Source organism: Leptolyngbya sp. PCC 6406 (assembly GCF_000332095.2).
GTDB lineage: Bacteria > Cyanobacteriota > Cyanobacteriia > Phormidesmidales > Phormidesmidaceae > PCC-6406.
Window position 1 is genome coordinate 2,090,312 of sequence record NZ_KI913949.1, and the last position, 15,349, is coordinate 2,105,660.

A 15,349-nucleotide genomic window follows, 5' to 3' on the forward strand; every position below is an offset into this window, starting at 1 on the left:
TATACCCGGCATCGGTAGCGAGATAGGAGGGAAGTCCAAGCTCTGCTTCGACTTCGGCAGCACTCATTAAGCGATTTGTGTAGGCTTTGATCGCGATCGCTTCAAGGGCACGTTGGCAGGCAGAGTTGGGCGAGATGGAGCTGAAGACGATGTTCCAGGTCTGCGGGGATGGGGATGTTCATGGGAGTTCTTCTGGTTGCATGATTGGGTCGCCGTAGACTTCATAGACAAGTTGGCGATTGCGACTCCTTTTCGATCATAGATAACGGCCAGTTGAGGTGGAAAGGTAACGAGTTTTGATGCTATTCTTCGCCTGCCATCTGTAATATTTGCTGATAAAAATTAGGACTAATCCATGTCCCCTGATTGATTAAGTTATCCAGCAAGGGAGTGATCTTGCTCACGATTCCCTCTTCCTTGGCAAGCAATAAAATCCCTATGGTGCCGATGGTGGGTAATGCTAGCATTTGGGCTAGTTTGCGTCCTGCTCGTTCGTCCATTAGCAATCGATTTGCTTTCAATTCTTCAGCTAATGCGATCGCGGCACATTCGCCCCGGTCAAGTCCTGGGGTCTGTAGCAGTTGTTCAATTCTTCCTACCTGTTGAACAGTCCGTGTTTCAATCCATGTGGTAGCAGGGACTGCAATTGTAGCAGGATGACTGCCTGTGGTGAGTTCTGCATAAACAGTTGGAGGAATTAGGATCTTTGTGAATAGAGAATGGAGCAAATCAAGACGGTCAATTTTGGCTAGTTCACTTAGGGGCGTCGTATTGGAGACAATTATCACGGTTGAATCAGGCTCCGGGTTTCAGCCACCTCTTGGGTGATCTCTTCAGGAGTTTGCTCTGGGAAAACCGAGATTTTGTACTGTCCCATCAGTTCTATAACTTCTAAGCGACTGAGGTTAAGACTCTGAGCTGCGTAGCCTGTACTGATACTGCCGTAGCGCAGAAGTTCCATGATGTAAGTCTGACGGGCTTTCGCTTCAGCTTGCTGGCGAACGGTATTGTCCAATTCAATACCTTCGGGCAGGTCGATAGTAATTTGCATGGTTCAATCTCCTAAGTCAGGGGTTTCGGTGGATTTATTGAAGTGATCAATAATTTCGCGAATTTCACTTACTGGAGTTTCAATTGCTTCATTGTTCAGATTCCGTTGATTCAGTTTGTGATTATTTCAAGAGTCGAGTGAAGCCTGCTTGTTCAAAGTGGTGGTCGGTAGTGAGAGCTTGTTGGATGTTGTGTTGTTGCATGATGACAAAGGAACTGCAATCAACGAGTGACCAGGGTTTATCGGGGCGGTTTTGGCAAAGTTCCCAGGCGGCTTGGTCGAGGGTGGGATCGATATGGAGATGGGTGATGTAGGGATTTTATCGGACGATATTGATGTGGTTGAAGATGCGATCGCGCGGTAGGCGATGGGGGCTATTGAGAAGCGCGACAAGTTCGGCAATGACATAGTTTGTGGTGATGATAGAGATCCGATTGGCGATCGCTTGACGAAACTGCTGGGCAGCGATCAGGTGATGGTTTTCGGTGGGGATGAAGAGACTAGCCCAGCCAGAGGTATCGATGAAGAGATTATTCGGCATTGTGAAGTTCTTGGTAGAGGGCTTCGCCAATGTATTCGTCGTGGTTTTCAGCGAGGTCAGTGGTGCCGAGGTCTAGGGTGCCGATGAGGGAGAGGAGTTGATCGGTGTCGGCGGTTGCGATCGCGGGTTGGAGGTATTGGTTGAGGACTTGTATGATCAGGTTTTCAGGGGTGGTTTGGTTTTGGGTGGCTTGATGGATTAGGGTTTGCTGAAGGGCTTCAGGCAGGTCGATGGTAATTTGCATGGTCAGGCTCCTTGGTCAGGGGTTTCGCTCAGTTTGTCGAGATAGGTTAGGGTGGCTTTTGCCCATACGCTGTCTTCCAGGTAGTGCTTGACAACTTCGCCCAGGGTGGCTTTGAGGGCTTGGGCGTGACGCTCCGGGTTGAGGAGTTGTTGGCTGAGGATGGTGAGTTTACTCGTTGGAGATTGCTGAATCTCGATGAATTCTGAGTCAATGATCGCTAGGGCTTCGACTTCGGTAGTGACTTGGGGATGTTGAGTCTGAAGTTGGGGTAGGAGGGTTTGCAGCTCGGCAATGGCTGCTTGTACTTCGGGGTCAGTGACAGCAGAATTATGCGTCCCAATCTGATCGCCCTCGATCGTGCCGCCCAGGTTGACGGCAGCATTGTTTGCGTTGAAGTTTTGGATGTTGAACGTGTTATTCATCTTTTAGGATTCTTGAGACAGCATCAGGATATAGTGATAGAGCTGAGAACTAACGCGAAAGCCAGCTTGGTTGCTTAAAGCATCCATAACGGGTTGAACTTTGGGGATGAGGTTTCTTTGTTTAGCGATGACCAAAATACCCAATAGTCCAATTACAGAAAGACCATAGCGCTGTGCTTCTCTGCGACCTAGCCGCTCGTCAATCAGGAGTTCATCAGCTTTAAGCTGAATGGCCAAAGCAATGGCGTGAGCTTCTCCAGGGTCTAAATTTCTGTTTTGCTGCAAGGTTTCAGCTATAGTAGTGCTGCTTAGGGGTTGAACTTGAATCCAATCAAGGGTGAGGATATTTTGAATCCGAGTATCCGGAGCCGCAGTCAGTTCATTCGCGACAAGATTAGGGATGACGACGGTGCCATAAATATTGGGTAGCAGCCAAAGGTAATCAATTAGCGCTAGGCTTCCTAGGGGTGAGGTGTCGCTGACGACAATCATAGCCAACCCCGATTACGGAGGTTTTGGAGGTCTTCTTCAAAATCCTCAATGTCGTAATGAATGCAGATATCACGACTACCAATTAGTTGCTGAAATTCCATTTGGTGCATCCCGGCGATTTGGCTGGCGGTACCTAGGGTGACCAGTTCTTGCTGAAAAAGAGCAATGGCAATTTCCCGCAACCAGTCCTTTTGGTTTAGAGTTGCGGTTGAATCTAGGTTTTCAGGCAAGTTCAGGGTAATTTGCATGGTTTTGAGTTCGCTGAGTTCAATGATTGTTATTGCCCATCTTCGCTCACGCCTTCGAGAAAGGCGATCGCGCCTTTTGCCCAGACATTGTTTTCGGCAAAGTGTTCGCCAACTTTGATACTTGCTTTCTTGCCACCATTCCAAAGTCGTTTGAGGTTAAGGAAGTTTTGCCACCGCTGCTGATCTTGGGCTTTGATGAGTTTTGCCTCGACTTCAATGATTTGTGGCACGGTGCTTGGGTCTGACAAGGTGGGGTATTTCTGCTGAAGTTGCTTAATAAATTGCTGGTAGTCTGTCAACAAAATTTCAATATTTTGCTCAGACGCAGTTTGAATATGAGCAATCTGGTCGCCTTGAACGGTTTCGGCAAGATTGCCAATGTTGGCACCACGAAGATCAAATTTAGGGGCGTTGGACATGGCGGTAATAGTCTTGAAGAATTGGAGACGTGTCACTAAGAATGATCATGGAGAACGAGATCGAGGGTTTGGATGTCTTGCTGAATGTCTTCTAGGGTAAGGGAGCGAATAGCACCGTGCTGTTTGAGAAAGGCATCGGTGGCGAGATGGGAGGGAAGGTTCAGCAGAGTTTGGACTTCGGCAGCACTCATGAGGTGACTTGTGTAGGCTTCGATCGCGATTGTCTCCAAGACAGGCTGCGCCAACGCTTCGAGGGCACGTTGGCAGAGTTGGGGGAGATGGGACTGAAGGCGGCGTTCTAGGTCTTCAGGAATGGGGATCTTCATGGGAGTTCCTCCGTTTGTGTGATTTGGTTGCCGTGGACTTCATGGGCAAGATTGGCAATCGTGGCTCCTCTTAGATCATAGGTAACTGGGTTTGTTGCGGGGGTAAGATCGGTGTTCTGGCTGTTTTGCCGATCGCCCTCCTGCGCGGCTAAACAGGCTTGCCAAATCTCGTAGTTGTAGAATTGGCAGCGGTCTTGGATCGCGGCAATCGCATTCTCTAGGTAGTTCTCAGGTTGTCGCAAATGTAACTGCCACAAATCGGTTATGGTGGCAGCACTCCCCACCTTCCCTAAAGCGACAGCCGCGTCCCTACGGACATCCGAGTTCTGGTGTTGGAGATCCTGGAGTAAGCCCGGAATCGCCGCCTCACTCCCCACCTTCTCTAAAGCCGCCGCCGCGCTCCTACGGACATCCGAGTCCTGGTGTTGGATCGCCTGGAGTAAGGCCGGAATCGCCGCCTCACTCCCCAAATTCCCTAAACCCTCAGCCGCGATCCAACGGACATGCCGGTCCTGGTGTTGGAGGGCCTGGAGTAAGGCCGGAATCGCCGCCTCACTCCCCAAATTCCCTAAAGCTTCAGCCGCGCTACTACGGACATTCCGGTCCTGGTCTTGGAGCGCCTGGAGTAAGGCCGGAATCGCCGCCTCACTCCCCAAATTCCCTAAAGCGTCAGCCGCGCTACTACAGACATACGAGTCCTGGTCTTGGAGGGCCTGGAGTAAACTCGGAATCGCCGCCTCACTCCCCAAATTCCCTAAAGCTTCAGCCGCGCTACTACGGACATTCCGGTCCTGGTCTTGGAGCGCCTGGAGTAAGGCCGGAATCGCCGCCTCACTCCCCAAATTCCCTAAAGCTTCAGCCGCGCTACTACGGACATTCCGGTCCTGGTCTTGGAGCGCCTGGAGTAAGGCCGGAATCGCCGCCTCACTCCCCACCTTCCCTAAACCCTCAGCCGCTCTCCAACGGACACGCCAGTCCTGGTCTTGGATCGCCTGGAGTAAGTCCGGAATCGCCGCCTCACTCCCCAAATTCCCTAAAGCTTCAGCCGCGCTACTACGGACATGCGAGTCCTGGTGTTGGAGGGCCTGGAGTAAGGCCGGAATCGCCGCCTCACTCCCCACGTTCCCTAAACCCTCAGCCGCGCTCCTACGGACATGCGAGTCCTGGTGTTGGAGGGCCTGGCGTAAGGCCGGAATCGCCGCCTCACTCCTCACCTCCCCTAAACCCTCAGCCGCGCTCCTACGGACATGCGAGTCCTGGTGTTGGAGGGCCTGGCGTAAGGCCGGAATCGCCGCCTCACTCCTCACCTCCCCTAAAGCGTTAGCCGCGCTCCTACGGACATCCGAGTCCTGGTGTTGGAGGGCCTGGAGTAAGCCCAGAATCGCCGCCTCACTCCCCAAATTCCCTAAACCCTCAGCCGCGCTCCAACGGACATCCGAGTCCTGGTGCTGGAGCGCCTGGAGTAAGGCCGGAATCGCCGCCTCACTCCCCAAATTCCCTAAAGCTTCAGCCGCGCTACTACAGACATACGAGTCCTGGTGCTGGAGCGCCTGGAGTAAGCCCGGAATCGCCGCCTCACTCCCCAAATTCCCTAAAGCTTCAGCCGCGCTCCTACAGACACGCCAGTCCTGGTGCTGGAGCGCCTGGAGTAAGGCCGGAATCGCCGCCTCACTCCCCAAATTCCCTAAAGCTTCAGCCGCGCTACTACAGACATACGAGTCCTGGTGTTGGAGGGCCTGGAGTAAGCCCGGAATCGCCGCCTCACTCCCCAAATTTCCTAAAGCTTCAGCCGCGCTACTACGGACAGACCAGTTCTGGTGTTGGAGAGCCTGGAGTAAGCCCGGAATCGCCGCCTCGCTGTGGCTGGTGGCCCAACAGTTCACTTTCAACCTTTTGGGGATGGCTCGGGCATCAATCCAGCCAACGGTTTTAGGTTGGAAAGATGCCTTGACCTCCCCTGCCAGTCTGGCCCCTAGCATCAAGTCCACGTCGTCCATCGCCAGCTTCACCACTCGCAAAGCCTGGGCTGATTCATTGACCAGGGCCAGCAATAGGGCAATAGGCTCTGTCCACTTCAGCAGGTTGAGGTAGTCGCGCCTGAGTTGCTCATCGCTTAGCTCGGGAAGGCGTTGCAGCAACTGTTCGGCGGCGTAGTATTCCTGAATCAGTTGGTGGCGAAACTCGATTTGGTCGGTGGTGCGGTTTTGCAGTAGGTGGTATTTGAGCAGATCGTCTAAGATGTCGCGGACGGGGAATTTCTCCTGAGCAAAGAGTTGGCTGAGTTCCCGTTCGGCTTCGGTGCGGTGAATCGCCACGCGAAAATCCACCGGGGTTTCGCCCTGCATCATCCGGGCTGCTAGAGCCATCAACGCTTTTTTCCACAGACGGCGATCGCTCAGCGCCCGCACATCCCCCTTCAACAGCGCCACCTCATGCTTGCGCACACTGCTGTCCTCATACATCGTCGTAAACGCCCGAAACACCTCAGCCAGGTTGGTGGGTATTTGCCGATTGGGCAACTGCTGAAACACCTCACACAGCATCCACAACAGCAGCGGCGTTTGACCAAACTCCCGCAGACGGTCATTCAACTGCCGCAACATCGCCTCCCCCTGGTCGGGCACATAGGCGCGAATGAACGCCTGCATCTGCGGCTCGGTCAGGGGCTGCATTTCCAGCTTTTTCTCAATTCCCAGGTCGCCCCCCAGCCCCAGATCCCGCGTGGTGAAGATCATCGGTACTTGGGGGTGATTGCGCCGAAAGGCTGTCAGTTGGGTTCTGGCCTCCTCCGAAGGCAACTCATTCAGCCCATCAATCAGCAGCAAAAAGCGGTTTTGGTCTAGCAACGTCGCCAGGGTAGCGTCATCCAGCCTCACCCCATGGCGCTTCAGAAACCCCCGCATCAGCCCCTCAAGGGAATCTTGCCAATAGCGCAACTCCACCAATACCGGTATCTTCTCTGGCCCCCCTCTCCCAGGTTTGGGAGAGGGGCTGGGGGTGAGGGCCTCCGGGGACTTGACTATAAACGAATTCGCCTCCTCCAACAGCAGACGAATCAACGCTGTAGATTTGCCCGATCCAGGCCGCCCCACCAGCAGCACATGGTCATCTGCATACTTGCGAATACCCTCTAGCACCGGCAACCGCTCAGTTTTCTCGCGCTTCTCCTGGGCGGGGTCTTTCTCCTCAGGGGTTTCTTTCTCAACGGTCTGCACCATCAGGCCAAAGTCAAAAATCGGCGGCGGCTCTGGTGCGGGTTGCTCTGGCGCAGGTTGCTCAACTTTGCCCGTGGCATCCGTCAGCGTGTAGTGCGTCCACCATTTCTCGTAAGTTGTGGTGAGGGTCTGCAAATAGGGCTCAAAGTCGATGTCAGCGAGACTGGAAGGCTGGTCGGCAGTTGAAGTTCCCGATTCATAGAAATTGATCTGCGTCCCAATCTTGTCTCTGCCAACCTTGTCGCCAGCGACCACATCACCGTGGACTGTCTGACTCGCTTCAGCAGTTATCTCTGGCAAAAGTTGCGCCCAGCGTGAATCCTGCTGGTGAGCCTGCTGCTGAAGCTGCTGTAACTCAGGGAACTGCTCCAGAATCACGCGGGTGGGGATGGCACCACCACCGAGATCGGAAGCGCGATCGCGGGTAAAACTGACCAGGCCACAGACCCGGCCCGTCCTCAAATTCAGCAGTGGCGCACCACTCAACCCCGGACGCACCTGGGCCAGCTTAAACACCAGCAATTCCGAGCCATTCTCCGTCGCCGAGCCCTCACAGACCCCCGTCACCGACGTTCCCTCAGGAAACCTATCGGGATAGCCATAGGTGTACAGGTCATCCTGGGGCTGAAACGCCTCCCCCAAATACCCACAGGGCATCTCCCCATAGGGCAGTGGCGAGCATCGCAACAACGCCAAATCAACCTCAGGCCGCCGCTCCACCACCTCAGCTTCAGCCAAACGCCTCTGCTGCCCATCAATCTGAGCCCTAGCGTCACCCTGAAGCACCTGGACCACATGGTCACAGGTCAAAATCAATCCCGGCGCAACAAAGAACCCCGTCCCCCAGCCACCAGGAACCGTAATCTTGACCGTACAATCTTGCAGCAGTTGATCAAGCCGCTGGGACATATCAGCGTTCTAAGCTTTCAAGGGCATTGTCCGGCAGCTTTTCACTAGACCAATCCAGCTTGCACCGAAGCTACCCTTCAGTTATATCTCTCCCAACTGCCTTGTCTCAATAATCACTTTCCCAATCTACTTTCCCAAAAAGGCGACCAACGCCTCCAACTTCTCCCAGGCGGCTCCACTGGCGAGAATCGTTTGGGCTTGGGTGATGCCGTCTGCGATCGCAGTTTCCAGCGTGTCCCCCTGGGCGAGCCCCGCCACCTTCAGAGCGAGGGCGGTGTTGAGGGCCACGACATCCCGCTGGGCAGGGGTGCCGTGGCCTTGGAGTACTTGACGCAGGATCGTGGCATTGTCCTCCACCTCTCCCCCCTGGAGCGCCGCCTTATCCGCCGGGGTCAGGCCAAAGGTGTGGGGATCGAGGACGGCGGTTTGCACTTGGCCCTGGGCCAGCACCGCCAGGTCCGTGGGGGCTCCCAGTCCAGCCTCATCCAGGCGCTCCCGACCATGGAGGACAATAGCCTGGGGCAGGCCCAATTGCTGAAGGGCTCCAGCCATGGGCGCAATGACAGCGGGGTCAAAGACGCCAATCACCTGGCCCGTGGGCCGGAGGGGATTCACCAGGGGACCGAGGAGATTGAACACGGTGCGGACCTTCAGGGTACCGCGTAGGGGGGCGACGGCCTTCATGGCCGGGTGCCAGCCACGGGCAAAGAGAAAGGTGATCCCCACTTCCTTGACAGCGGCCCGAACCTGCTCGGGATCAGCACTGAGGTTCACCCCCAGGGCTTCCAAGACATCCGCAGAGCCCACCTTGCTGGAGGCAGAGCGGTTGCCGTGCTTAGCCACCGCCACCCCGGCTGCCGCCGCCACAAAGGCCACAGCGGTGGAGATATTAAAGGTGTGGGAACCGTCTCCCCCGGTGCCACAGGTGTCGATCAGGGGCGTCGGTAAGGTGGCGTCTCCCTCGGGACCGCCGAGGGATTGGGCCTGGAGCACTCGCGCCATCCCCGCCAGTTCATCCGCTGACACGCCCTTGGCCTGGATCGCCGCCAGAATCCCCCCCGACAGAATGGGATCAATGGATTCCGTCAGCCAGCCCCGCATGAGGGTTTCAGCCTGATCGGTAGTGAGGGAGGCTTTGTCGATGATCTGCTGGAGCAGAGCGGACCAATCGGGGGCGGTATCTGCGATCGCGGTTGTCACGGCACTTAGGGGTAACACAGTAAGGTTTGCAAGGGGAGTATATCGCTAGTAATGCTTGGCGGAAATAGGCTTACGATTCTGCCGCATCAGCCCAACATTTTCTAGTCCCCTCTCCCAGGGGGAGAGGGCTAGGGTGAGGGGCCAATGTGTACCACGATAGAACGGTCAGAGTATTTACGCTGCACAGTACTAAGTGGTGTATTCAGCATTGATGCGGACGTAATCGTAGCTGAGGTCACAGCCCCAGGCCGTGCCCTGGCCGGGGCCAGAGCCAATGGCAACGTGGATGGTGACGGTGTCAGTCTTCAGGTATTCCCCAGCACTGGCCTGCTTCAGGTAGGCGCTGGCGGCAGCGCGATCAAAGGGCAGAGGTTGCCCCTGTTCCATCAGTACAAAATTCCCCAGTTGCACCCGCAGATTTTTCAGCTCAAAGGGCACCCCGGCTCGACCCGCAGCAGCGGCGATGCGACCCCAGTTGGGATCACGGCCAAAAATGGCGGCTTTGGTCAGGGCAGACCCGGCAATGGTGCGGGCAACGAGACGAGCAGCGGCATCATCCGGGGCTCCGGTGGCCGTCACCTCTAGCAGGCAGGTGGCCCCTTCGCCATCCCGTGCGATCGCCTTAGCCAAGTGGGCACAGACCGCCGTCAGCATTGCCTCTAGGCGATCCGCCGCTGGCCCCGGCTCCGTAATCGCTACCGCCCGCGACTGGCCATTGGCGAGGGCCAGCAGGCTGTCATTGGTGCTGGTATCCCCATCCACCGTGATTTGGTTAAAGCTGCGATCCGCCGCCCGCCGCAGCATCGCCTGCCATAGGGGCGGCGACACGGTGGCGTCACAGGTGACGAAGGCTAGCAGGGTGGCCATATTGGGGTGAATCATGCCGGAACCCTTAGCGATGCCCCCCACCCGCACCGGGCGATCGTCCATCTCCAGTTCCAGGGCGATGGATTTAGGCACCAGGTCCGTGGTGACAATGGCTTGGGCGGCGGCATCGGAGCCCGTCCCACTCAGGGCTGCCACCAAAGGGGGAATACCCGCCGTCAGTGCCGCCATGTTAAGGGGCTGGCCGATGACTCCGGTGGAGGCCACCAGCACCGATTCCACAGCAATACCTAGGGTCTGGGCTAGGGTTTCCGCACTGGTGACCGCATCCTGCCAGCCCTGGGGTCCGGTGCAGGCGTTGGCCTGTCCTGCATTGACCAAGATCGCCTGGGCCGCTGCCCTAGCTTCTAGATGCTGCTGGCAGTAGTCCACGCAGGCAGCGCGAACTTGGCTGGTGGTGAAGACGCCAGCGGCGATCGCCGCTGTGTCCGACACAATTAGTGCTAAATCAGGAGCACCAGAAGGTTTGAGCCCCGCTGCGATGCCCGCTGCCCGAAATCCCTTGGGTGCGGTAACGCCCCCTTCAATCACCCGCCAGTCCGCCATGGCCTGTCTCCCTGCACACCGAAACCCGATTATACGTCTCGGGGTTTCGCCAAAATTCTCTCCAGGGAATTCTGGCCCGTTCCCGTCACCAGGTCCTGGCTTCGCAGGCTAGGAGCTTGTCCAACGTTGCGATCGCGGTTGTATCCCCACTGGCCCGCACCGCCTGCTCCATAGCCACATTGATCAGCTCCATCCGCAGCCGCATGTGGTATGCCTGCCGCACCTCGTTGCCGCCGCCATGGCCAGAGCGAGGCAACCGCTCCCCCAAGGGCTGGGAGAGGGGACGCCCCAGCTTAGCGGCTAGGGCCGTAATGACGTAGCGCTGCTCAGGACGAGCCAACCCCTGCCAGGTGGCGATGGGGGTGGACAATAGGGTACTGATGTCACTGCGGGTGGCCCGCTCCTGGAGCCAAACCTCAACGGTGGAGATCGGCCAGTCGGGAGTCTCCTCATCCACCTTGGCGAAGGCGTGGGCCTCAGCGTAGGAAATACTCCCATCCTGGTCATAGTCCGCCGAGGGAACAGAATTGCCCACGCGATCGCGGCCACTGAGTCCGGCAAAAAAACTAGAACTATAGTCCTTGTAATCGGCCTCGTTCACCAAGGGCGTACAACCCACAGAGGGGCGTTCCTTCACCGTGGCAAAGAAGCCACACCGACTTTGCAGGGCCACCGATCGCCGGGGATCGCCGCCCTCATAGATTAGATTGGCAAAGGATCCCGCATAGCACTGGGCCATCATGGTCACAAAGGGAATCTCCTGGGGCCACTGATCCAACAGCGTCCCCAGTTCCTGCACCGAGAGACGCTGCTCGCCCCAGTGGATCAGGGCGTTGTTGTTGAGGTTGGCCTGATTCAGCTCACCATGCCCCGTGAAGTAGAAAAAGGCGGGGCAACCCCGGCTCCCAGCAGGGGTAGTGGGATAGCGCTGAAACCAGCTCTGGGTATTGCTCCGGGTAGCCGCCCCTTGCAGGTTAGGAATCTCCGGTACCTTGAATTGCTCCCGCCCCGCAGGATCCAAATACCGCACCGTGGCCCGCCCATCATTGCCATTCGCAAAAAACACGGAGGCTCGACCAAGATCAATCCCCAAGAAATCCAGGGTGCGCTGGAAATAGAGCACATTCTTTTCCAAGGCAATTTCGTTGTAGCTGGGGGCTCCTCCCCCCGCTACAACCAGAAATTCTGTCGGCTGGTCGAGGGTTTCAGCCCGAGTGGCGCTGGAAGAACCCACCACCCATTGCCATCCCTGGCCAATCAGGTGGGGTTGGTTGCCCAGCAAAATCGTGGCAATCGCCGCCACAATCACCAAGAGGGCAATCCGCCGCTGACGCTGTTGAGAAAAAGACATGGCAGGGGTAGCCATAGCATTGTCCCTATTTTGGCCTCTTTTCCCCTAGATGGCTGAGGTGCGATCGCCCATTTTCAGGATTACAGTATCCCTTGTCGTGAGCAGTCGTGAGCAATTTACCCTATGGACATTGATCATCTGCACCTCTACGTGGAGGACGCAGGCCGGTGGCGAGACTGGTTTCTCAACACCCTCGACTTTGTCCCTATGCCTAGGGGGCCGGGGATTGTCCTTCCGACCCTGGGGGTTCAGGGAGCCGGAATTCGTATTCTGCTCTCTGAACCCAACCCCCGCCAGCCGGAGGTGGCTACCTACCTCCGGCACTATTCCAGTGGGGTGGGGGATGTGGCCTTTCGAGTGCCGGATGTGCAGCGGGCCTTGGCCACTGCCACCCAGGCGGGAGCGGTGATGACCGCCCCCCTACAAAGGTTTGCCCAGGGCTATCGTTGCCAGGTCCAGGGGTGGGGTAGCCTCCGCCATACCCTGGTGGAATATGTCGCCCCGCCCCTAGCCCCCGCCCCGACTGAAGTCAGGACTGCGGTAATAGAACAAACCGGGAGGCAAGACCCTGGCCCTCCGCTTCCCTCCGACTTAACGCCATTGGCGGCGGAGATCGGCACCTGGAAAATCCCCTGGCAGTCCATTGACCATGTGGTGCTGAATGTCCCGGACGGGGAACTGATGGCGACGGCGGATTGGTATGAGCATTGCTTTGGCTTCCAGCGCCAGCAGAGTTTTGCCATTGCTACGGCCCAATCAAGTCTTCGGAGTCTGGTGCTGAGGCATCCCCAGGGCTCCGCCACCCTGCCGATCAACGAGCCCGCGTCGGCCAATTCCCAAATTCAGGAATTTCTCGATCACCACGGGGGGCCAGGAATTCAACATGCGGCCCTCAAGACCCGGAATTTGGTGCGAACGGTGGCGGCACTCCGGCAGCGGGGACTGTCTTTTTTACCTGTACCTGCCACCTATCATGAGGGGTTGCGCGATCGCGCTGATTTTTGGGCAGAGGCAGGGGACTGGCGCGCGATCGCAGAACAGCAAATTTTAGTGGACTGGGTACCCCAAGCCCCAAAAGCACGGCTACTCCAGACCTTTAGCGATCCTCTGTTTGACCAGCCCACCTTTTTCCTAGAGTTGATTGAGCGCCAAATCCACTGGGAGGGTCAGACCCAACAGCAGGCCCGAGGCTTTGGGGAAGGGAACTTTCAGGCGTTGTTTGAGGCCATCGAACGCCAGCAGCAGCAGCGCGGCAGTCTATAGCCATTTTTCCTCTGAAGGGATGGGGTAGTCTGTAATAAATTTTCATCCCCAAGCCCTCCGTTTTTTATCCCAGTCAGTTTAATTTCCCCGTTTGATTTTCCGGCACTCCCCGTCCGGCACCCCCGTTTATTGCCCCCATCTATCCACCCTACTTCGAGGGGATCACCCACCATGCTGCGCATTTTTACGGACTTTGATGGCCCCATCATGGACGTGTCCGAGCGCTATTACCAGGTGTATCAAGTTTGCCTAGCCCAGGCCCGAGAACAGGATCAAACCGTGACCGTGTTGCCCAAAGAGCAGTTTTGGCAGATGAAACGCGCCCAAGTGCCCGAGCGTCACATCGGCCAAATGTCAGGGCTACACGACGACCAAGCCCGCCGCTTTGCCCAACTGCGGCGAGAAACAGTCCATAGCCTCCCCTATCTCCGCCATGATCGGGTGCTCCCCGGTGCGGCGACGGCTCTGGAACGCTTGCAAAGCTTAGGCTGTGATCTCGTCGTTGTGACCATGCGGCGTGCCCACACGCTGAACTTAGTTCTAGAGCAACAGCCCCAAATCGGTCGATTTTTCCCCACCGACAGACGCTACTGTCTGGCCGATGATTATCTCAAGGATCAGGATGTGGTGGAAAAGCCCCGGTTGATGGCCCGCGCCCTAGCCCAACTGCCCCCCCAGCCCCAAAGCTGGATGATTGGGGATACGGAGGCCGACATTGCCGCTGCCCGCGCCCACGGTATTCCTATCGTGGCGGTGCTGAGTGGGATTCGCAATCGGGAGCGACTGCTAGCCTACGGCCCAGATGCCATCGTGGATAACCTGCCCCAGGCGGTGGATGCCATCGTGCAGCAGGCCCCAGCGATGTCGGTACGGGGGCTCTAGCGCAAAAAGCTGCTGACAACCCAAAACACAAACAGGGTAATGGTGGCGGCCCAGATCTGAACGGTCTCAGCCGGGTTGCTACTGCCAGGGAGGATCATCCCTTGGCTAGCAATGCCGTTACCAATAGCAATGCCCAGGATCATACCCACTGCTAATCCGGCAATGGTCCAGAGAATTGCCCGCCAGAAGCGATATTCTTTGCGGTTGAGAAAATAAATGGTGCAGCCGACCCCAACGGCGAGGGCCAGGGAGGGAGCTGCGATCGCGCCAATAATTGCGAGGGTGGCAAACACACCACCGGAGAGGAGCACATCATTGCGGGAGGGGGTATCCAGCACCTGCACCAGCCAATCGGGGCGCTCTCGCCCTAGACTCTGGACCTTGGGGGCCGGGGTCTCAGGGGGCTCTTCTGCGAATCGGATGCGGTCAGGTACCTTGATTTTGCCCTCCTGCCGCAGACGCAATCGCTCCATAAGAATGGCGTCATAGGCTGCCTCAATGACATCCATTTGTTTGCGATCGCCGGAACATTCCGCCAAAAGGCGAGTGCGGGCCGCTTGAATGTCGTCAAACGAGGAAGATTTATCTAAGCCTAATGTGTCGTAGAAATTTTGCTCGCTCATCGGTATTTCCCCGTCAGCTCTGGCGATTCCGTCAAGCCTATCACCCACAGGACTGCCCTAGGCAGCCATGAACAGGGTAATGACCCATGACATTAGGACATGGGGATAGACCACAGGACTGACCTAACGGGCTATGGCTATGGTAATGGTGCATGGATCTAGCCTTTAGTTTAACCAGCTAAGTCCGGGATCGGAAGCCACCTGCCCCAACTCTTTCCATCTTCTCTGGAACCTGAATGGGCCAACCGGAAGAGGGCTACTACTAGGGAAAAGGGCTGCCATTAAGGGTGGACTATCGTTGGGGTGACTTTGGGGCAGCTTTCGGGTGGCTTTCGGGTGCGATCGCAACGTATCCCCAGCGTAAATTCCCGGAGTAAATCCTTTAGAATCCAGACATTCCAGCCCCTAACGGTCCCGTCTTGCTAATTTTGCCTCTATACCTGCCTAAATATACTGAGGTTGTGCTAAACCTTTGATACAGAAATGTTGTTGTCTAAGCAGTTACTTTTGGCTATCCATGGGAACCCTGTTAAAAGCCTGCAAATATAAGCCCCTGTAAAGGGGGATGTTCAGGTTCAGGGGCATCAACTTTACGGGAAATTTACATATAGCCTGCGAATAGTGGTTTAGGCGTTCATAATAATGGCGCGGATGGGTTCAGCGTTTTATGGAAAATAGTGCTGGAGACGACCTCCAGGAGATCATCCCCTTGGAAATATCTGTACCTTCCTT

The 15,349-nt window shown here is 56.5% G+C and carries 16 protein-coding genes; 2 read left to right on the forward strand and 14 right to left on the reverse strand.

Going from position 1 to position 15,349, the window contains the following annotated elements; genetic code table 11:
* Positions 1–302: 302 nt before the first annotated feature.
* From LEP6406_RS0209430 to LEP6406_RS0209490, 13 genes are all read right to left on the reverse strand, one after another.
* Positions 303–788, reverse strand: a complete 486-nt coding sequence (locus LEP6406_RS0209430; protein ID WP_008313408.1) for a PIN domain-containing protein — start codon at positions 786–788, stop codon at positions 303–305.
* Entirely contained in the window at positions 785–1,051 is a 267-nt protein-coding gene (locus LEP6406_RS0209435; protein ID WP_008313407.1) for a UPF0175 family protein, read from the reverse strand. Before LEP6406_RS0209435 ends, LEP6406_RS0209430 begins: the two co-directional genes overlap by 4 nt.
* A gap of 319 nt (positions 1,052–1,370) precedes the next feature.
* Positions 1,371–1,592, reverse strand: a complete 222-nt coding sequence (locus tag LEP6406_RS34750) for a PIN domain-containing protein (RefSeq protein WP_008313406.1) — start codon at positions 1,590–1,592, stop codon at positions 1,371–1,373.
* Positions 1,582–1,836: a hypothetical protein gene (locus LEP6406_RS0209445; RefSeq protein ID WP_008313404.1), complete on the reverse strand. Its 255-nt coding sequence runs from the start codon at positions 1,834–1,836 to the stop codon at positions 1,582–1,584. The genes LEP6406_RS34750 and LEP6406_RS0209445 overlap by 11 nt, the downstream gene beginning before the upstream one ends.
* A 2-nt stretch (positions 1,837–1,838) precedes the next feature.
* Complete coding sequence (locus LEP6406_RS0209450; protein WP_008313403.1) at positions 1,839–2,258, reverse strand: hypothetical protein; 420 nt, start codon at positions 2,256–2,258, stop codon at positions 1,839–1,841.
* A 3-nt stretch (positions 2,259–2,261) separates the two neighbouring features.
* Positions 2,262–2,750 (reverse strand): PIN domain-containing protein, encoded by a 489-nt coding sequence (locus LEP6406_RS0209455; protein WP_008313402.1) that lies wholly within the window; start codon positions 2,748–2,750, stop codon positions 2,262–2,264.
* On the reverse strand, positions 2,747–2,998 hold the full coding sequence (locus LEP6406_RS0209460; RefSeq protein WP_008313401.1) for a UPF0175 family protein: 252 nt from the start codon (positions 2,996–2,998) through the stop codon (positions 2,747–2,749). The genes LEP6406_RS0209455 and LEP6406_RS0209460 overlap by 4 nt, the downstream gene beginning before the upstream one ends.
* A gap of 29 nt (positions 2,999–3,027) precedes the next feature.
* Positions 3,028–3,453 (reverse strand): hypothetical protein, encoded by a 426-nt coding sequence (locus LEP6406_RS30160; RefSeq protein WP_155834666.1) that lies wholly within the window; start codon positions 3,451–3,453, stop codon positions 3,028–3,030.
* Positions 3,453–3,743, reverse strand: a complete 291-nt coding sequence (locus tag LEP6406_RS27315) for a UPF0175 family protein (RefSeq protein ID WP_008313399.1) — start codon at positions 3,741–3,743, stop codon at positions 3,453–3,455. Before LEP6406_RS27315 ends, LEP6406_RS30160 begins: the two co-directional genes overlap by 1 nt.
* A complete protein-coding gene (locus tag LEP6406_RS0209475) occupies positions 3,740–7,867 on the reverse strand; it encodes a HEAT repeat domain-containing protein (protein WP_071992219.1) in 4,128 nt (1,375 codons plus the stop codon). Before LEP6406_RS0209475 ends, LEP6406_RS27315 begins: the two co-directional genes overlap by 4 nt.
* Positions 7,868–7,993: 126 nt before the next feature.
* Positions 7,994–9,085, reverse strand: a complete 1,092-nt coding sequence (trpD, locus tag LEP6406_RS0209480; protein ID WP_008309797.1) for an anthranilate phosphoribosyltransferase — start codon at positions 9,083–9,085, stop codon at positions 7,994–7,996.
* Between the two features lie 171 nt (positions 9,086–9,256).
* Positions 9,257–10,498, reverse strand: a complete 1,242-nt coding sequence (argJ, locus tag LEP6406_RS0209485) for a bifunctional ornithine acetyltransferase/N-acetylglutamate synthase (protein ID WP_008309798.1) — start codon at positions 10,496–10,498, stop codon at positions 9,257–9,259.
* Positions 10,499–10,583: 85 nt separating this feature from the next.
* Positions 10,584–11,864 carry a hypothetical protein gene (locus LEP6406_RS0209490; protein ID WP_008309801.1) on the reverse strand — a complete coding sequence of 427 codons (1,281 nt, stop codon included), beginning with the start codon at positions 11,862–11,864 and terminating at the stop codon, positions 10,584–10,586.
* Positions 11,865–11,972: 108 nt separating this feature from the next.
* On the opposite strand from LEP6406_RS0209490, the gene LEP6406_RS0209495 reads away from it, so the two are divergent.
* Together LEP6406_RS0209495 and LEP6406_RS0209500 are read left to right on the forward strand one after the other, a co-directional pair.
* Complete coding sequence (locus tag LEP6406_RS0209495) at positions 11,973–13,112, forward strand: 4-hydroxyphenylpyruvate dioxygenase family protein (protein WP_008309803.1); 1,140 nt, start codon at positions 11,973–11,975, stop codon at positions 13,110–13,112.
* A gap of 171 nt (positions 13,113–13,283) precedes the next feature.
* Positions 13,284–13,994, forward strand: coding sequence for an HAD family hydrolase (locus tag LEP6406_RS0209500; protein WP_008309805.1), 711 nt, complete (start codon positions 13,284–13,286; stop codon positions 13,992–13,994).
* Here LEP6406_RS0209500 and LEP6406_RS0209505 read toward each other — a convergent pair.
* Complete coding sequence (locus tag LEP6406_RS0209505) at positions 13,991–14,617, reverse strand: CPP1-like family protein (protein WP_008309807.1); 627 nt, start codon at positions 14,615–14,617, stop codon at positions 13,991–13,993. The genes LEP6406_RS0209500 and LEP6406_RS0209505 overlap by 4 nt on opposite strands.
* Positions 14,618–15,349 lie beyond the last annotated feature (732 nt).